Origin of the sequence: Nocardioides cavernaquae, from assembly GCF_003600895.1 — a bacterium.
Lineage (GTDB): Bacteria > Actinomycetota > Actinomycetes > Propionibacteriales > Nocardioidaceae > Nocardioides > Nocardioides cavernaquae.
The window spans coordinates 2,427,404-2,445,814 of record NZ_QYRP01000002.1 but is presented as its reverse complement, the minus strand read 5'-3'; the positions used below and the strand labels follow the sequence as shown (position 1 = coordinate 2,445,814).

At 70.8% G+C, this 18,411-nt stretch carries 10 protein-coding genes; 5 read left to right on the top strand and 5 right to left on the bottom strand.

Annotated features, from left to right (window positions below; translation table 11 throughout):
- The first annotated feature begins 148 nt into the window (after nt 1-148).
- Nucleotides 149-5,719: an ATP-binding protein gene (locus D4739_RS11745; protein ID WP_120060792.1), complete on the top strand. Its 5,571-nt coding sequence runs from the start codon at nt 149-151 to the stop codon at nt 5,717-5,719.
- 58 nt (nt 5,720-5,777) lie between these two features.
- On the opposite strand, the gene ppc is transcribed toward D4739_RS11745, so the two are convergent.
- From ppc to D4739_RS11730, 3 genes are all read right to left on the bottom strand, one after another.
- Entirely contained in the window at nt 5,778-8,537 is a 2,760-nt protein-coding gene (gene ppc, locus D4739_RS11740; protein WP_120060791.1) for a phosphoenolpyruvate carboxylase, read from the bottom strand.
- Between the two features lie 196 nt (nt 8,538-8,733).
- Nucleotides 8,734-9,564, bottom strand: a complete 831-nt coding sequence (phaZ, locus tag D4739_RS11735) for a poly(3-hydroxyalkanoate) depolymerase (protein WP_120060790.1) — start codon at nt 9,562-9,564, stop codon at nt 8,734-8,736.
- Between the two features lie 41 nt (nt 9,565-9,605).
- The gene (locus tag D4739_RS11730) at nt 9,606-11,342 is read right to left on the bottom strand and encodes a PHA/PHB synthase family protein (protein ID WP_220699282.1); all 1,737 of its coding nucleotides are present in this window, start codon (nt 11,340-11,342) and stop codon (nt 9,606-9,608) included.
- Between the two features lie 136 nt (nt 11,343-11,478).
- Here D4739_RS11730 and D4739_RS11725 point away from each other — a divergent pair, with 136 nt between their 5' ends.
- Complete coding sequence (locus D4739_RS11725) at nt 11,479-12,660, top strand: PucR family transcriptional regulator (RefSeq protein ID WP_147384902.1); 1,182 nt, start codon at nt 11,479-11,481, stop codon at nt 12,658-12,660.
- Between the two features lie 17 nt (nt 12,661-12,677).
- On the opposite strand, the gene D4739_RS11720 is transcribed toward D4739_RS11725, so the two are convergent.
- Nucleotides 12,678-13,739 carry an AraC family transcriptional regulator gene (locus D4739_RS11720; protein WP_120060788.1) on the bottom strand — a complete coding sequence of 354 codons (1,062 nt, stop codon included), beginning with the start codon at nt 13,737-13,739 and terminating at the stop codon, nt 12,678-12,680.
- A gap of 46 nt (nt 13,740-13,785) precedes the next feature.
- Here D4739_RS11720 and D4739_RS11715 point away from each other — a divergent pair, with 46 nt between their 5' ends.
- From D4739_RS11715 to D4739_RS11705, 3 genes are read left to right on the top strand one after another with little or no spacing between them, the layout of a single operon-like run.
- Complete coding sequence (locus D4739_RS11715) at nt 13,786-14,040, top strand: DUF4242 domain-containing protein (RefSeq protein WP_120060787.1); 255 nt, start codon at nt 13,786-13,788, stop codon at nt 14,038-14,040.
- A complete protein-coding gene (locus D4739_RS11710; protein WP_120060786.1) occupies nt 14,040-14,300 on the top strand; it encodes a hypothetical protein in 261 nt (86 codons plus the stop codon). Before D4739_RS11715 ends, D4739_RS11710 begins: the two co-directional genes overlap by 1 nt.
- 60 nt (nt 14,301-14,360) lie before the next feature.
- Nucleotides 14,361-15,122: a hypothetical protein gene (locus tag D4739_RS11705; RefSeq protein ID WP_120060785.1), complete on the top strand. Its 762-nt coding sequence runs from the start codon at nt 14,361-14,363 to the stop codon at nt 15,120-15,122.
- On the opposite strand, the gene D4739_RS17220 is transcribed toward D4739_RS11705, so the two are convergent.
- Nucleotides 15,119-18,361 carry a neutral/alkaline non-lysosomal ceramidase N-terminal domain-containing protein gene (locus D4739_RS17220; protein ID WP_120060784.1) on the bottom strand — a complete coding sequence of 1,081 codons (3,243 nt, stop codon included), beginning with the start codon at nt 18,359-18,361 and terminating at the stop codon, nt 15,119-15,121. The genes D4739_RS11705 and D4739_RS17220 overlap by 4 nt on opposite strands.
- Nucleotides 18,362-18,411 lie beyond the last annotated feature (50 nt).

The following is an 18,411-nucleotide window of genomic DNA, read 5'->3' as shown; positions in this document are numbered from 1 at the left end:
CACACCATGAAAACAGAAACATGAGGGTATTCTCAAGTTTTAGTTGAGTATTTCCTCATGTTTCGATCATGATGGTTCCCTCACCTTTTCTCGACACGTTTCCCTGCACATTTTCCTAGGCGCCTCGGAGGCGCAACCGGAGGTAGTGGTGTTCTCCCGAATCGCGATCGTGAACCGCGGCGAGGCGGCCATGCGGCTGATCCACGCCGTCCGCGACCTGACGTCGTCCGGCCAGGAGCTGACGACGATCGCACTGTTCACCGACGTCGAGCGGCACGCCATGTTCGTGCGTGAGGCGGACGAGTCCTACGGGCTCGGCCCGGCCTCCGCACGGCCCTACCTCGACCTCGCCGTGCTGGAGCGCGCACTCGTCGAGACCCGCGCCGACGCCGTCTGGGTCGGCTGGGGCTTCGTCGCCGAGGACCCGACGTTCGTGGACCTGTGCGACCGCCTGGGCGTCACCTTCATCGGCCCCAGCGCCGAGGCGATGCGCCAGCTCGGCGACAAGATCGGCTCGAAGCGCATCGCCGAGAAGGTCGGCGTGCCGGTCGCCCCCTGGAGCAACGGGCCGGTCGACACGCTGGAGGAGGCGCTCGCGGCCGCCGAGACGATCGGCTACCCGATGATGCTCAAGGCCACCGCCGGCGGCGGCGGACGCGGCATCCGCAAGGTCAACACCGCCGCCGAGCTCGAGGACGCCTACCAGCGCACGCGCGACGAGGCAGAGCGCGCCTTCGGCAACGGCATCGTCTTCCTGGAGCGCGTCGTCACGGGCGCGCGCCACGTCGAGGTCCAGCTGATCGCGGACAGCCACGGCACCGCTTGGGCCCTTGGCGTGCGTGACTGCTCCGTGCAGCGACGCAACCAGAAGGTCATCGAGGAGTCCGCCTCTCCCCTGCTCTCGCCTTCCCAGGTGGACCTGCTGAAGGAGTCGGCCGAGCGGCTGGCCGTCGCGGTCGGCTACGCCGGTGCGGGCACCGTCGAGTTCCTCTACCAGCCCGAGGAGAAGTCCTTCGCCTTCCTCGAGGTCAACACCCGGCTCCAGGTCGAGCACCCGATCACCGAGCTGACCACCAACGTCGACCTCGTGAAGGCCCAGATCGCTGTCGCCGCAGGTGGGCGTCTCGAGGCCCTCAACAACGACGGCGGACGTCCCGACGAGATCGGCCACGCCGTCGAAGCCCGGCTCAACGCCGAGGACCCCGACCGCGACTTCGCCCCCGCACCGGGCCGGGTTTCGCTGCTCAAGCTGCCCAGCGGTCCCGGCGTCCGCGTCGACACCGGCCTCGGCGAGGGTGACGTCATCCCCGCCGACTTCGACTCGATGATCGCCAAGGTCATCGCCTACGGCCGCGACCGCGACGAGGCGCTGGCCCGCCTGCGCCGCGCGATGGCCGAGACCACCGTCGTGATCGAGGGCGGCACCACCAACAAGGGCTTCATCCTCGACCTCCTCGACCAGCCCGAGGTCCTCACGGGCGAGCCCGCCTGGGCCGACACCGCGTGGATCGACCGGGCCCGCGGCGAGGGACGTCTCGCCCCCGACACCCACCGCGAGGTCGCCTTGCTCGTCGCCGCCATCACGGCGTACGACGAGGAGCTCGCCGTCGAGCGCACTCGCCTGCTGGAGACCGCCCACGGTGGCCGTCCCCAGGTGCAGCACAAGGTCGGCGAGCCGGTGGAGGTCAAGCTCCGCGGCACGACGTACCGGCTCACGGCCGTGCAGCCCGCCGCCGGCCGCTACCGGGTGACCATCACGGCCGGCGCGCAGCCGACCGGTGAATCCGTCACCGCCGACGTCGAGCTCGAGTGGCTCGACACCTTCCACGCCCACCTGGTGGTCGGTGGCCAGTCCAGCCAGCACCGCCACCGCATCGTCTCGGCGGTCCACGGCCCGGTCCACCTGGTCGAGGTCGACGGCATCACCCACCGCATCAGCCGCGACGAGGGCGGCATCGTCCGCTCGCCCGCTCCCGCCCTGGTCGTCGCCACCCCGGCCGCGATCGGCGACGTCGTCGCCGCCGGCGCTCCCGTGCTCGTGCTGGAGAGCATGAAGATGGAGACCGTCATCCACGCGCCGTTCGCTGCTCGCGTGCGGGACCTCCTCGTGATCACCGGCTCCCAGGTCGAGACCGGCGCACCCCTCCTCCGGCTGGAGCCGGTCGCGGTCGACGGTGACGCTTCGACCGCGGCAGCGGTCGCCGACGACGACAGCGCCGCGCTGTTCCTGCCCACGGACACCGCCGTGCCCACGCTGCAGCAGCGCGCCGACCGCGCCCGGGCAGACCTCACCGGCCTGATCCTCGGCTACGACGTGCCCGCGGGCGACCGGGCCGGTGCACTGAAGGAGTACCTCGCCGCGCGCGACGAGCTGCGGGCCTCCGGCGTGGACGTCATCGCGTCGGACGCAGCGCTGGTCGACCTGTTCACCGATGTCGCCGACCTCCACCGCGACCGCCCGGCAGACGACGAACGCCGCACGGAGCTGCGCGTGCACAGCTCGCGCGAGCACTTCCACACCTACCTGCGCAGCCTCGACCCCGAGCGAGGCGGCCTGCCCGAGCACTTCCGCCAGCGGCTCTCCCGGGTCCTCGCCCACTACGGGGTCACCGACCTCGACCGCACTCCGCGCCTCGAGGACGCGGTCCTGCGGATCTTCCTCGCCCAGCAGGGACCGGCCTCCGACGCCGACATCGTCATCGCCCTGCTCCAGCGCTGGATCAGCGAGCCGGCCCCCGACCCCGAGCGCGCCGGCGACATCCGCGAGCAGCTCGAACGGCTCAAGGGCGCCTCACAGCGCCGGTTCCCCGTCGTGGGCGACCTCGCCCGGAGCATCCGCTTCCGCTGGTTCGACCAGCCGCTGGTCGACGCGGACCGCGCGGCCGTGCTCAGCGGCGTACGCGATGAGGTGGCCGCGCTCGCCGGTGCCCCGGCCGCCGCGGACCGCGTCGCACGGATCGAGGCCCTCGCCGCGATCCCCGAGCAGATCGTCGCCCTCCTCAGCGCACAGCTCGGGGAGCGCCTTGCCAGCGGTGGTGACGGTGGCGACGACCCGATGCTCGAGGTGATGACGCGTCGCCACTATCGCGACCTCGTGCGGGACCTCACGGTCACGCAGCGCGACGGGCGCTCGTTCCTGCGCGCCGCCTACGACCTCGACGGGACCGGGCGGCAGCTGGTCACGACCAGCGGCTCGTACGACGAGCTGGCCGACCCCTCCTCCGTGCTCGTGACCGGCCTGGCTGCCGCGCTCGCCGACGCGGGAGCTACCGCAGCCGCCGTCGCGGACCTCTACCTGCTCTGGCCCACGGCTCCCGAGTCGTCCACCGACGTCGCGGCCGTCCTGCAGGACGCGCTGGCCGGCACGGACCTGATCACCCGGGCACGCCGGATCACGGTCGCGGTCTGCACCGGCGACGAGCGCCGGGTCGACTACTTCACCTTCCGCCCCGGTGACGCCACCGAGGAGCCCGTCGTCGAGGACGACCTCGTCCACGGCGTGCACCCGATGGTCGCGCGGCGCCTGGACCTGTGGCGCCTGCGCGACTTCCAGATCACCCGCCTCGACGCACCCGACGACGTCCTCCTCTACGAGTGCGTCGCCCGCGAGAACGCTGACGACCGTCGGCTCGTCGCGCTCGCCCAGGTGCGCCAGCTCGCCGTGGTCCGTGACGAGGACGGCCGCGTGACCGGCGTACCCCACGCGGAGCGGGCGATCGAGAGCTGCCTCGAGGCCGTACGCCGCGCACGGACGTCGCGCGGCGCGGCCGGCGCAAGGCTGGACCTCAACCACGTCTGGGTGCACGTGTGGCCCGTGGTCGAGGGCGACCTCGAGCAGATCACCGGTCTGCAGCGGAAGATCACACCCCTCACCGACGCCGCCGGCATCGCCGAGGTGCTCGCGGTCGGCCGCGTTGCCGGACCCGACGGCAGCCCCGTCCCGATGTCCCTCCGCTTCGCCCCCGGGCCCGGCGGCCGCGTCGTGAGCTCGATCGAGGCTCCTCCGACCGAGCCGCTGAAGACCCTCGACAGCTACGACAGCAAGGTGCTCCGCGCCAAGCGTCGCGGACTCGTCTACCCCTACGAGCTGCTACCGCTGCTGACCGGGCCGCGGGGCTCGTTCGTGGAGCACGACCTCGACGACACCGGCGTACTCGTGCCCGTCGACCGTCCGCGCGGCCTCAACAAGGCCGGCATCATCGCCGGCGTCGTCTCCACCCCGACCGACCTCCACCCCGAGGGCGTCACGCGCGTCGTGCTGTGCGGCGACCCGACGAAAGCCCTGGGCGCGGTCGCCGAGGCCGAGTGCACGCGGGTCATCGCGGCCATCGACCTCGCCGAGCAGATGGGAGTGCCGCTGGAGTGGTATGCCCTCTCGGCCGGCGCCCGGATCTCCATGGACTCCGGCACGGAGAACATGGACTGGGTGGCCGCCGGCCTGCGCCGCATCATCGAGTTCACCCAGGCAGGCGGCGAGATCAACGTCGTGGTGGCCGGCATCAACGTCGGCGCGCAGCCTTACTGGAACGCCGAGGCAACCATGCTGATGCACACGAAGGGCATCCTCGTGATGACGCCGGACAGCGCCATGGTCCTCACCGGCAAGCAGTCGCTCGACTTCTCCGGCGGCGTCTCCGCGGAGGACAACTTCGGCATCGGCGGCTACGACCGGGTCATGGGCCAGAACGGCCAGGCGCAGTACTGGGCTCCCGACCTCCCGGGCGCCTTCGAGGTGCTGATGGCCCACTACGAGCACACGTACGCCGCGCCCGGCGAGGCCGGTCCGCGGCGCGCCGTCACGTCCGACCCGGACGACCGGGACGTCTCGTCGTTCCCGCACACGGACCCGTCGAGTGACTTCACGACCGTCGGCGAGATCTTCTCCGCGGCCACCAACCCGGATCGCAAGAAGGCCTTCGACATCCGGACCGTGATGCGGGCCGTCGCGGACCAGGACCACACGACGCTCGAGCGCTGGGCCGGCATGGCCGACGCCGACACCGCGGTGGTCTTCGACGCCCACCTCGGCGGCCATCCCGTGTGCCTGCTGGGCATCGAGTCCAAGCCGGTGCCGCGCCGCGGCTTCCCGCCGGCGGACGGTCCCGATGTCTACACGGGCGGCACGCTGTTCCCGCGTTCGTCGAAGAAGGCAGCCCGCGCGATCAATGCGGCGAGCGGCAACCGGCCGTTGGTGGTCCTGGCGAACCTGTCCGGCTTCGACGGCTCACCGGACTCGATGCGCAACCTCCAGCTGGAGTACGGCGCCGAGATCGGCCGTGCGATCACGAACTTCGACGGCCCGATCGTGTTCGTGGTGATCTCGCGCTACCACGGCGGCGCTTTCGTGGTGTTCTCCAAGGCGCTGAACCCGCGCATGACCGTGCTGGCTCTCGAGGGATCGTTCGCGTCGGTGATCGGTGGTGCTCCCGCGGCAGCCGTCGTGTTCTCCGCGGAGGTCGACAAGCGCACTGCGCGCGACGCGCAGGTGCTGGAGCTCGAGACCCTGGTGGCCGATGCTGCGCCCGCCGAACGCGGTCGGCTGGCCGTCGAGCTCGGCCGGCTCCGTGCGTCGGTGCGTGCCGAGAAACTGAGCGAGGTCGCCGGTGAGTTCGACGGTGTCCACGACATCCACCGCGCCGTGCGAGTGGGTTCGGTCGACGCCGTCATCTCGGCCCGTCAGCTCCGCCCCGAGATCATCGCCGCGATCACCCGCGGCTGACCCGTCGACACGGCGCAACCTTGCGCCGTGTCGACGCCAAGGTTGCGCCGTGTCGACGTCAGCCGGTGTTGCGCATGCCCGCGGCGATGCCGTTGGTGGTCAGCATCAGAGCGCGCTCGAGCTCGGGGTCGCTCTCCCCCGCCCGGTGGCGCGCGAGCAGCTGGACCTGCAGGTGGTGGAGCGGCGCGAGATAGCGCTCGCGCACCTCGAGGGTCGCGCGCAGTGAGGGCTGGCGGGCCAGCAGCTCCGCGTCGCCGCACACCGCGAGCACCTGGGCCAGGGTGAGCGCGAACTCGGTCTCGAGGTCCTCGAGGATCTCGGCACCGAGCTCCGGCGCGAGGGTCGCCACGTAGTTGCGCGCGATGCCGAGGTCGGTCTTCGCGAGCGTCATGGCCACGTTGTCGATGAAGGCGCGGAAGAACGGCCAGCCGGCGTACATCTTCTGCAGGGCCTCGAGGTCACCGGCGGCGTGCGCGAGGCCGGTGCCCACGCCGTACCAACCGGGGACGACCTGGCGCGACTGCGTCCAGCCGAAGACCCACGGGATCGCGCGCAGGCCGTCGAGGCCGGCGGACGAGTCCGGGCGGCGCGAGGGCCGCGAGCCCAGGCGCAGCGCGCCGAGCTGGTCCACGGGCGTCGCCGCGAGGAAGTACGCCGGCAGCTCGGGCCGCGCGACCAGCTCGCGGTAGCGACCCTCGGCCGCCAGCGCGACCTTCTCCATCACGGCGTCCCACGCAGCGGCATCGCGGGGTGCGCGACGGTCCTTGCGGTGCAGCACGGTGGCCTCGAGGGTCGCCGCGAGCATCAGCTCGAGGTTCTCGCGCGCGAGCTGCGGCAGGGCGTACTTGTCGCTGATCACCTCGCCCTGCTCGGTCAGCTTCACGGTGCCTTCGACGGCACCCGGCGGCAGCGACATGATCGCCTCGTACGTCGGGCCGCCACCGCGTCCGACCGAGCCGCCCCGGCCGTGGAAGAACCGGACCTGGACACCATGGCGCCGGCCGACGTCGCGCGCCTGCCGCTGTGCCTTCTGGATCAGCCACTGCGAGGCAGCGATGCCGCCCTGCTTGTTGGAGTCGGAGTAGCCGAGCATGACCTCCTGGACGTCGCCCCGGAGCGCCACCAGCCGCCGGTACGCCGGGTCGATGAGCAGCTTGTCGAGGATCTCGCCCGCGTGCTCGAGCTCGACGAGCGTCTCCAGGAGCGGCGCGAACCCGATCCGCGCGATGCCCCCGGTGAGGTCGATCAGGCCGGCCTCCCGCGCCAGTAGTGCGGCAGCGAGGACGTCGTCAGCACCCTGGGTCATCGAGATGATGTAGCTGTCGATGACCCGCTCGCCGAGCGCGTCGAGCGCCCAGCGGACGGTGTCGAAGATGGCCAGCGTGGCTGCACCCTGCTCGTCGAGCGCGGGCGGGTACGGCGCGAGGGGGCGTCGGCTGCCGAGCTCCCGGGCCAGCAGTGCGGTGCGCGTCGGCCGGTCGAGGTCGGCGTACGGACGGTCGAGGATGTCGAGCCGGTCGACCAGCTGACCCAGCGCCTGGTGGTGCCTCTCGGCGTGCTCGCGGATGTCGAGCGTCGCGAGGGTGAGGCCGCTCGCGGCGACCGCGTCGACCACCTGCTGCACCTGGCCCGTGCCGATCGTCGGTCCCTGGTGCGTGAGGACGGAGCGGTGCAGCAGCTCGAGGTCGGCGAGCAGCTCGTCGTCATCGCGGTAGTCCTGGCCCGCCAGGTGCGGTGTGCCTCGCGTGAGCCGGTCGGCGGTGAGCTGGAGCCGGACGTCGACGCAGGTCAGGTAGAGGCGGTAGGGCTCCTCGGCGTTCAGCCGGGGGTAGCGCGGGTCCACCCCGGGAAGCACCGCGAGCATCGCAACGGCGCGGTCGCGGACCTCCTGGTCGACCGGACTGATCCGCTCGCTGACCGAGAGGGTGCGTCGCAGCTCGGCGAGCATGTCGCGGATGACGCCAATGCCGTGGCGAGCCTGGAGCACGAGGATCTCGCGGGTGATGGACGGCGTGACGCGCGGGTTGCCGTCGCGGTCGCCACCCATCCAGCTGCCGAAACGCAGCGGGCGCCAGGCCGGCGGCACCGGCACGCCCGCGTCGTCGAGGCGCGCGCGGAGCTCGTCGAGCACCTCCGGGATCGACTCGCGCGACAGGGACTCGAGGTAGTAGATGCCGTTGCGCGCCTCGTCGACCGGGTTCGGCGGCTCGATGCGCACCTCGTCAGTGAGCCAGAGCAGCTCGATCGCCTCCGCCATCCGGCGGGTGCGGGCGTGGTCCTCGGGCAGCTCGAGCAGGGCGGCGATGCGACGCAGCTTGTCCAGCGTCGAGCGGCGGGCGGCCTCGGTGGGGTGCGCGGTGAAGACCGGGCGGACCGCGAGCGAGGCGACCTGGGCGGCGAGCTCGTCGCTGAGCCCGCCCTCGGTGACGCGGGCGACAGCGCGCTCGAGCCAGCCGCCGGCCTCCTGCCGGTCGCGGCGGTAGGCACGCGCGCGGTGCACCTGCTCGGTGGTGTTGGCCAGGTGGAAGTACGCCGTGAAGGCACGGGCGAGCCGCGTGGCCGTCGGGATGTCCAGTGCGGCGAGCACACGGGCTCGGGACTCGTCATCGAGAGTGCGTACCTGCTCGACCAGCTCGAGGAACTCCTCACCCTCGGTGCGGCGAAGGACGTCCCCGAGCAGGGTCGTGACGTGCGCGATGTCTGCGCGGAGCTCGGGATCGATGTGGTCGCTCGCCACCTCGATCTCACCGGAGGAGGTCGCCTCCGACGGGCTGTCACCACTGCTGGTCGTCTGGCTGCTGATGGTCTGCGAGGTCATGGAATCCGGACCCCTTCCTGCCGGCCGGGGGTCACCATGGCCGGGCTGAGCACGTGGTCGACGCTCGGGTCCGGGTCGCGGGCCAGTCGTCGAGCTAGGTCACTGGAAGGTTAGCGAATGTGATGTTCCCCTCATGTTTCCAAACGCCAACTGTCCGCTCTACGGTCACCCGCCGCGAGGCACGACGAGCGTCACCTCACTCCGCGAGCACGAAGCGCGACACCAGCGGACCGAGCTCGTCGGCCAGCGTGACCAGCCCGAGGTGCCCGTCGTCGTAGGCGTGGAGCGTGGCGTGCGGCATCAGCCGCGCGATGATCCGCGCGTTGACGAACGGGATGATCGGGTCGTCCGTGCCAGCCAGGATCAAGGTGCGCTGGCGGATCAGCGGCAGCGCGGGAAGGCTCGACCAGCCGACCCCCGCGAGCAGCTGGTAGAGGTAGCCCCGCCGCGAGCCGACGCGCGACTGGTCGTGCAGCAGCGCCCCCGCCAGGCCCGGTTCGTCACGCAGGCGCCCGCCGTACAGCTCGGCCGCGATCTGCTTGGCGTACTCCTTGTCGCGGTAACGGCGCGGCGTGACCATCTTCGCGAGTACGCCGGGGCGCGCGGGCACCATCAGCGAGCCCGTCCCCGTGCTCACCAGCACGAGCCGCCGGCAGCGCCGTCGGTGCTGGAAGGCGATCTGCTGGGTCAGTCCCCCACCCCATGAGATACCCAGGACGTCGAAGCGGTCGTAGCCGAGCTCGTCGAGCGCCCGGCTGAGGAACCACGCCAGCCCCGCGAAGTTGTAGGGCAGCTTCGGCAGCGGCGATCCCCCGACTCCGGGGACGTCGAAGCGCACGACCTCGATCGCGGGATCGACCTCGTCGACGAAGGGCTGCAGGAGCTCGAGGCTGGCACCGATGCCGTTGCACAGCACCAGCGGCACCGTCGGCGCAACCGGTTCGTCGCCGGACGCACGAACAGCACGCCGGATCGAGACGCGGACCTGCTGCCCCATCACCGTGATCCAGAGGAGCTCGTCGCTCATGGGCGCCCGTCCTGTCGTGGGAGTGCTCTTCATGCCGCCCTTCACTTGTCGAAGACGTACGTGCCGGGGGCCTCGGCCAGTGGCGGCAGCACTGCGGTGCCGAGCTCCCTCGGCGCCGGCCTCAGGTCCCCGCTGCGGGCACTCAGCCAGGCTGCCACGTCGGTCCACCAGGTGCCCTGGTGCGTCTCCGCCTCACGCAGCCATGCCTTCGCATCTGCCGGGTTCTCGTCGTTGGTGCGGAAGGACGCTTTCGGGTTGCCCGGAGGGTTCACCAGCGCGGCGATGTGGCCGCTGGTCGACAGCACGAACCGGGTCTTGCCGCCGAAGAGCTGCGTCGACTGGTAGCAGTTCTCCCACGGCGTGATGTGGTCGGCGATGCCCGCCACGACGTACGCATCGACGGTGACTGCCTTGAGGTCGATCGGCACCCCGAGCACCGTGACCGCGCCCGCTCGGAGCAGCTTGTTCTCCATGGCCAGGTCGACGAAGTCGGCGTGGAGGCCGGCCGTCATCCGGGTCGTGTCGGCGTTCCAGAACAGGATGTCGAACGCCGGCGGCCGCTTGCCGAGCAGGTAGTTGTTGACCCAGTAGTTCCAGATCAGGTCACCGGGGCGCAGCCACGCGAAGATCTCCGCGAGGGCGTTGCCGTCGAGGTAGCCCTTGCGGCGCGAGAGCCGCTTGGCCAGCTCGGCACCGCGCCGGTCGACCAGCGCGGAGACCGTGCCGGCGTTCGCGTTGTCGATGACGGTGACGGCGAGGCAGAGCGCGGCGAGGCGGTCCTGGCGCCCGATCCCGGCGAGGTACGCCGCGGTGATCGAGGCCAGGATGCCGCCGGAGCAGATGCCGCCCAGGACGGTCTGCTTGCTGCCCGTGATCTCCTCGACCGCGTCGAGGGCATCGAGGATGGCGCGGACGTAGGTGTCGAAGTCCCAGTCGGCGTGCCGCGCATCCGGGTTGCGCCAGGAGATCACGAAGATCTGCCGGCCCTGGCGCACGCTGAACTCCACCAGGCTGCGCTCGGGCGAGAGGTCGATCGCGTAGAACTTGTTGATCGTCGGCGGCACGATCATCAGCGGCACCTCACGGACCTCGTCGGTCTGCGGCTGGTACTGGATCAGCTCGAGCACCTCGGTCCGGAGCACCACCGCACCAGGGGTCGCGGCGACGTTGTCGCCGAGCTTGAAGCCGGAGGTGTCCACCATCTCCGGGATCCGGGGGCTGGACGCGAGGTCCCTGACCAGCTGCCGACCGCCACGCACCAGGCTGAGGCCGGCGGTGTCGATGACCGCCTTGGCCGACTCGGGGTTGACCAGCGGGATGTTGCTCGGCGCGATCGCGGCCAGGACGTTCTCGACCTGGAACTGCAGGCGTCGGCGCTGCGTCAGCGTCAGGTCCGCATCGGCGAGGAGCTCCTCGACCGTCTTGCCGCCCGCCAGGTAGAGCTGCACGAGGCGCTTGAGCAGCGGGTTCTGCGACCAGGCGACGTCGGTGAAGCGGCGATCGCGGCGGTCCGGCGCCAGCTCCGAGCTGCCGAGGGCGATGCGTCCCGCCTCACCGCCGAGCGCGCGGAGGCGGCGTACGGTCGCGCCGGGCTGCCGGGCCATCGAGACTGCCCACTTCGCGGTCGCGCTGTCCGGAAGGAAGCGGCGCAGTGGGCCCCGCGCAGCCTCCACGAGGAGAGCGTCGAGCGGCGCCGCCTGACTGGCCATGCTGGTCCGGTTCGGGCCCGTCTGGTTCGGGCCGGCCTGGTTCAGGCCGGCCAGCTTCGTGCTGGTCATGTGCGTCTCCCGGAGGGTGGTTGGGGCGTCGCGACAACCATGGCGCGCTGACCTGCGTCCTGGCTTCGGACGGGACCACAGAGTTGGGGGGTCCGGGCTGGTGCACGTGCACAATCGGCAGCGCTACCGTCTGCCCGTGACCACTCGTGATGTCGACCCGACCCTGCAGGCGCTCAGCAGGCGAACGCTCCCCGACGCGGCGGAGCTCGGACTCCAGATGGCAGAGCGGATCACCGCTGCCATCCCGGCCTACCAGGGCGAGCACATCGACTTCGAGGACGTCGTCAGCTCGTGCACCGACAACGTCCGCTACATCCTGGGCATCCTCGCGGGGCAGCCCTCGATCGACCGCGATGCGCCCCGCGCCACCGGGCTCAGGCGCGCGGAGCAGGGCATGGCGTACTCCGATGTGCTCGAGGCCTTTCGCGTGGGCGGCCGGTTCCTCTGGGAGAGGCTCGTCGATCGGGCCGACGATGACTCACGCGACAACCTGCTGCGCGCTGCCGCCGACATCTGGGCAGTGGTCGACGAACTCTCGAGCACCGTGACCGACGCGTATCGGTCGACTCTCGTCGACCGCGCCCGACGCAGCGAACAGCTCCGGGGCGTGATGGTCGGTGCGCTGCTCGACGGGGAGACCACCGGTGCCGAGAAGGACTGGCGCGCCGCCACCGTTCTCGGCCTTCCGCAGGACGGCGGGTTCGTCGTCGTGTCGGCGGAGTGCACCTCGCCGGGCTCCGAGGCCCTACCCGACGTGGAGCGCATTCTCCGGCGCCAGAACCTGGCCGGCGCCTGGCGCCTCGACCACGACCGTCACGAGGGCCTCGTCGTCCTCCCCCTGGGGTTCGACGTGGCACGCCTGGTCGAGGCACTCGCCGAGCTGAGCACCGCTCGGGTCGGCATCAGCGCCGTCTTCCACCGCATCGATGCTTCGCACGATGCACGGCAGGAGGCCCGCCTGGCGCTCGCGGCGGCGACCCCCGGGAGTGCGGAGGTGATCAGGTTCGAGGAGCATCCGCTCGCCGTCCTGGTCGCCGCGTCGTCCGACGCCGCGACCAGCCTGGTACGCCGCGCCCTCGGGCCGGTCCTCGTCCTTCCGGCCGACGAGGCGGCGATCATCCTGGAGACCGCACGGACCTGGCTGGCTGCGGGTGGATCGACCTCGGCGGCGGCGAAGACGCTGCACCTGCACCGCAACACGGTCCGCTATCGCCTGCGTCGGCTGGAGGAGCTGGTCGGGTGCGACCTCACGCACCCCGTGGATGCAGCGCGGATCCATGTGGCGCTCGAGGGCGCGCGGATCCTCGGGTTGGGCTAGGAGCCAGCCTGCGGCAGTCAGGAGAGGCCCTGGCTGCGACGGGTCCGCCACACGCTGGGCGACTCGCCGTGTGTCCGCTTGAAGGCCCGGCTGAACGCCTCCTCGGCGTCGTACCCGACGCGACGCGCGACCACAGCGACGGGCAGGTCCGAGCTGCGCAGGAGATCTCCGGCAACATGCATGCGCCAGCCCGCGAGGTAGCGAATCGGAGCGAGTCCGAGGACCTCGCGGAACCGCTCGTCGAGCACCGACCCGGAGGTGTTGGCCTCACGCGCGAGGCTGTCCACGGTCCACTTGCACTCGGGCTCCCGGTGGATCGCCGCCAGGGCGCGCCCGAGAAGCGGGTCCCTGATGGCGCGTAGCCACCCCTGCTGCGCTGCGGGCGCCGAGGCCAGGTGCAGCTTGAGCACCTCGACCAGGAGCGACTCGGGGATCTGGACGGGACCCTCGAGATGTCCCCCGCTGATCGAGGTCTGCACCATGGAGGTCTGGCTCAGGGCGTAGTCGATGCCGGCGCGCACCCAGTCGCGGGCGGCGCCCTGGGGCGGGGAGACCACGAAGATCGGTGGGAGCGCCCGCAGCTTCGGGTCGAAGAGCGGGTCCTCGCAGGTCAGGTAGCCGCAGACCAGCTCGGTCTGCGCTCCCCCGCCGCCCAGCTGCACGACCGGCATCTCCGACCAGGGCGGAGGTGCGATCAGCGTGCCGAGCGGAGTGCAGGTCGCAGCACCCGATCCACCCATCCGGTGCGTGTCGCCGTAGGGAAGGACGATCACGTCGCCGGCTCCGGCGTACAGCCGTTCCTCGCCGTCGACCTCGATCCAGGCCCGCCCGCTCGCGACGACGTGGAAGAGGATCACGCGTGGAGCGCCGGGCGCCAGCAGGGCGCTCGCGTCCGCCCCCGGGACCGACTCGTAGGCCCATGCCTCGCTGTAGACGCCGCGCAGGAAGATCGCGCCGTCGAGCCGCAGGCGAGCCAGCGCAGAGGCCAGATCGGGCCCGCTCTGAGCACGAGCGCCAGCTCCGGGCGAACGGTCATCTGCGGCGGCGTCCCGGTCATGGCCGGTGAGCGCGGACGGCATGAGACTCAGTGTGTCACCGCAGGAACTCACCCGAAGGAGAATCGAAATGCCGCTTTTCATGGACGTCCACGAGGAACTTCCCGAAGGCGCCACGGTCGCCGACGTCGCCCAGGCACACGAGGCCGACGTCGCGATCCAGGAGAAGTACGGCGTGACCTATCGCGCGTACTGGGTCGACGAGTCCAGCCGCAAGGCTTTCTGCCTGGTCGAGGCGCCCGACGCCGAAGCCGCCATCACCGTGCACCGCGAGGCGCACGGCCTGGTCGCCGACAAGATCTACGAAGTCGCCCAAGGGGTGTGATGACGATGAGTGCCGCAGCACGCTTCAACCAGACCGGTTTCAGCCGCTTCATCAACAGCCCGGCCGGGCGGGTCTTCCGGCTCGGCGCCTTTGTGGCCTTCCTGGCGGCGGGCATCCTGCTGCGTCACTCACCTGTCGGCATCGCCTTGATGGTGTGGAGCATCGTTCCGCTCACCGCCGGCTCCTTCAACCTCTGCTACATCAGCGGCCTGCTCGGCGGGCCCTTCTCCAGCAGGAAGATCCGGGCGCTCCAGAGCTGATGCCGCTGGCCGGACTCGTCGTACGCTCCTCGCACAAACCACACTCTCGAGGGGTGCGCAATGACTGACAAGAAGGTCGTCCGGGTCGACCACGAGTCCGGCGATGAACCGAAGAACGACGCCACCTGGAAGCCGACGGCCGAGGCCAACGGCCAGGCCACGAAACTCCGCCTGATCGCAGCCGCCCTGTGGCTGGTGGCGATCGGCGGCGAGCTCTACGGGATCTTCGGGGTGCTGCGGCAGACCCCGGTCAACATGGTCCTGCTGATCGCGCTGATCGTCGTGATCGGCGTCCTCGCGATCGCAGGCTCGCTGCTGTGGAAGAAGGCCAACCGCCTCGACCCCGCACGCAAGAGCGACACGATCCGCTTCTTCGTCCAGAACCAGCTCGGCGCGATCATCACCGTGATCGCGTTCCTGCCGCTCATCGTCCTGATCCTGATGAACAAGGACATGAGCAAGAACCAGAAGGCGCTCGCCGGCGGCATCGGCGTGGTGGTCATGCTCGTCGCGACCACGATCGGCATCGACTGGAACCCGCCCTCGGTCGAGCAGTACACCGAGGAGAGCAACAAGGTCCAGGACGCGACCGGTCGCGACCTCGTCTACTGGACCAAGGAGGGCAAGGTCTTCCACCTCTGCGAGGACGTCTCGGCGGTCAACCTGGAGTCGAAGGACAACACGATCTACTCCGGCACGGTCGCCGAGGCCCACGCGGCCGGGAAGGAGCGGCTCACGCTCCAGGTCGAGCAGGAGCGCAAGCAGTGCGGGTTCGACACCCCTGCGGACGACGTGAGCCCCGGCGCCGAGACAACTCCCTAGCGAAGGCTGAACGCCGGACTGGTGCCGACGAACGGGCTCGTGGACCCGCCGGACCGCTGATCACCGAAGTAGCGGATCCGGTAGGTCCCGGGCACCGTCGTCGCGCCTGTCTGCCAGGTGATGGTGGCCGTCGAGTTCGGGAATCCCATTGCCCACGTGAACTTCGTCGACCAGTCGCCGTCGTCCGCGATGCGTCGCCAGCCACCGTCGACGCGCCGCTCGACGGCCAGATAGGTGCCGCCGAGGTGCAGGTTGTTGTTGGGGTTGGCCGCGGCGAAGGTGACCGACACCAGCGCCCCCCTCGTGTACGCCGACGCGGGGGCTGCGGTCACCTGCCCGAAGGAGCCGAGCAGCGGAGCTGCGTCCGGAGGCAGATCGGTGAGCGGGCTGACTACCTGCTCGCTGCTGCGGTCCCGTTCCTTGAGGCCCAGCGGCACAGCGACTCCCCCACGCATGGCGGTCGCAAGACGTGCACTGACCTGCATCAACGCGGGAAGCTCATAGCGGCCGAACAGCGTGCTGGCACCTTCGTACTGGTCGGCGGAGTACTCCTCCGGCGTGGTCACGTAGTGCAGGTACGCGTTGGCGTAGCCCTGGACGAGCACGTTCCTGAGCGGCGCCCCGACGATGGCCGCGACGGTCCGCCGCAGTCGCAGGCCGCTCACGATCGTCACCTCGCCGGGCATGCCGACGAGGTTGAGCTGGCCGATGCGCATGAGCTGGACCGGCACCTTCTGCTGCACCAGGTCCAGTGCGCCGACCGGCATCGGGAGGCGCTTCGGCGACTGGCACTCCTTGAACGCCGGGCTCACCGTGTAGAGCGCGCTCATGATCAGGTCGGCCACCGGGTTGAGCAGACCGTCGTTCTCCTCGAGCAGCGGGAGCCCGCCGCCGCCGTCCTCGGTGCTGCCGCCGGTGAACGCCGAACCGAGCCCGGCCGGGCAGGTGCGGTGATCCTTGCCGTCAGGGGTGTGCTTCCCGCTGACCGTGAAGTTGGCCAGGTCGACGTAGATGATCCGCGAGTCGACGCCACCCCGGACGGCCGTGCCGCGGGTGCGGGCGGTGCGCTCCGCCGCGGCGTACTGCCGGGTGCCGAGGATGCGGGTGTTCGCGACCTCGTCCGTGGTCGGGCCGGTGCCCGGCTTCAGGGCGAGGTTGGGCGACATGTCGCCGGCGTTGGTCTGGGCGAACGAGGCGATGAACCCGGGATCGGTCTGCCGCACGTAGTCGACGCCGCGGACATCGCGCTCCCAGTGGTACGCCGCGTAGCCCTTGTTGTCGGGGCTGATCAAGGTGTTGTGCGTGGTCATGCTCGTGTTGTGCACGGGGAACCAGTTGATCGCGCCGACCAGCTTCCGCTTGCGCCGCACCTGGAGCGTGGTGTTCAGCGGGTCGATCGCTCCGGGGAAGAAGGCCCGGTCGGCGGCGGGGTTGCGGTCGAAGGCCGGCCGCGCGCGGTTGACGCTCGAGTTGTGCAGCGTCGTCGAACGCAAGCTGAGCTTCGACGGAGCGAGGTCGGCGTCCGCGCGGACGATCGACGTGACGATGCCGCTGACGATGGCCTCATAGGTCTTGCGGTGGAAGCCCCCGGTGGTGACGTTGTAGAGGCCGTGGTGGGAGTAGCCGCCCGGCCCGGCGTGCGTGTGCGTCGCGGTGAGCATCACGTTGCTCTCGCCGTACTTCGCCCCGTAGCGCGCCCGGAGCCGCTCGAGCACCTCGTCGCGGACGCTCTGGAAGATCATCCCGATGTCGGCGACCACGTGAACGACCCGGCGGCCCGTGCGCCGGTCGACCACGATGAAGGCGCGCGATCGCTGGCGCTGGTGGATGCCGGAGGTGAGCTGCGCGAGGTCGCCGTAGCCCATCATCCCGTTGTTGGCGGGCTCGCCGGTGACGTCGGCGATACCGCGGCCAACCAGGTATCCGCGCTTCACCTGCACCTGCGCGACGACCTGCTTCTCCGACGTGACCGCTGCACTCGCAGGCGGCTGCGCGGGCGCGACGGTGATGGTCAGCGCGACGGCGAGCAGGCAAGCGACAGCCGCCACGGGACCGGGGCGGAGTGGCCGCACGTCCTCGTGCTCGCGCAGGGACAGCACGGCAGGTACGCCGGCGAGCGCGGCGAGCGCCGCGACCAGGAAGGCGGGCGTCGGGTGGTCGACCAGGAACCCGACGACCGTCGCGATGACCAGTCCGCCGAGGTTGCCGGCCAGCCAGATCAACCCTGCTGCCGTGCCCTCGGCCTCACCCGTGCGGCGCTCGGTGAGGGCGAGGACGATCGGGAGCGCGGGCACGAGGAGCAGGCCGACAGCGAGGAGCGCGAGGAAGCCGACCGCTGCGCTCGGGGCGAAGGCCAGAGCAGCGCAGCCGACGCCCGCGGCAACGAGGCCGACGACCATGAACGCCACCTCCCGACCAAGCCGCGTGGCAAGGACCGGGACGACCGCGCAACCCACGATCCCGGCCACCACGTTGAGGATCAGCATCAGGTTCGCGGTGTCGGCGCTGACGCCCGCGGGTTCGAGCAGCGGCTGGGCAAACGTGGTGAGCGCGATGAACGTGCCGAACGGAAGGGCGACCAGGAAGCAGAGCCGGCGAATGAAGGGGTCGGACCAGGTCGCCTTCACGGAACCCTTCGATCCGGCGACCGTGACGTGCTGCTCCCCCGGCCTTCTCAGTGCAAGAAGCAGCAGGGCTGCCGCTGCGGCCGTGAAGACGGTCGAGACGACGAGCATCGTGCGCAGCTGGTCACCGCCGGCGAAGACGAACCCGAGCACGAAGGCGAGGAGCATGCCCGCGAACGTGCTGGCAGTGCCGATCGCGATGCCGGTGGCCCGGTCCTGCTCAACCAGGTAGTTGCGGCTCACGCCGGTGATCGCGTTGAGCACGAGCGGCTGCGCGTCGGCGATCAGCACCTGCCCGATCAGCACCGAGGTGAAGTCGTCGGCGACCAGGCGCACTGCGGCTCCGACGAGGGTGAGCAGCGCGCCCGCGGCCAGGGCACCACGGAACCAGCGGTCCAGGAGCTTGCCCGCCGGGATCGCGAGGACGACGTACAGGAGCGGGAAGACCGACGCGAGCCATCCGATCGCCGTCTCGGAGACGCCGTAGTGCTCCGACGCGACAGTGGTGACACCGGCGAAGTTGAGCCAGAGGAGCTGGGTTGCAGCGGCGACCATCGCGAACGCCGCGACGACGGACCAGCGGCTGGACGGCACGGAGCGGGCGAGGTCGGGCATGTCTCACAGTCCCAGCGGGCAGGGCCTTCGGGGAAACACCCAGTTCGGGC

What these genes read in the sequence shown, in the direction of transcription:
- ppc (WP_120060791.1), bottom strand. Translation starts at nt 8,537, where the DNA reads ATGACCTCGCAGACCATCAGCAGCCAGACGACCAGCAGTGGTGACAGC.
- phaZ (WP_120060790.1), bottom strand. Translation starts at nt 9,564, where the DNA reads ATGAGCGACGAGCTCCTCTGGATCACGGTGATGGGGCAGCAGGTCCGC.
- D4739_RS11730 (WP_220699282.1), bottom strand. Translation starts at nt 11,342, where the DNA reads ATGACCAGCACGAAGCTGGCCGGCCTGAACCAGGCCGGCCCGAACCAG.
- D4739_RS11720 (WP_120060788.1), bottom strand. Translation starts at nt 13,739, where the DNA reads ATGCCGTCCGCGCTCACCGGCCATGACCGGGACGCCGCCGCAGATGAC.
- D4739_RS11715 (WP_120060787.1), top strand. Translation starts at nt 13,786, where the DNA reads ATGCCGCTTTTCATGGACGTCCACGAGGAACTTCCCGAAGGCGCCACG.
- D4739_RS11710 (WP_120060786.1), top strand. Translation starts at nt 14,040, where the DNA reads ATGACGATGAGTGCCGCAGCACGCTTCAACCAGACCGGTTTCAGCCGC.
- D4739_RS11705 (WP_120060785.1), top strand. Translation starts at nt 14,361, where the DNA reads ATGACTGACAAGAAGGTCGTCCGGGTCGACCACGAGTCCGGCGATGAA.
- D4739_RS17220 (WP_120060784.1), bottom strand. Translation starts at nt 18,361, where the DNA reads ATGCCCGACCTCGCCCGCTCCGTGCCGTCCAGCCGCTGGTCCGTCGTC.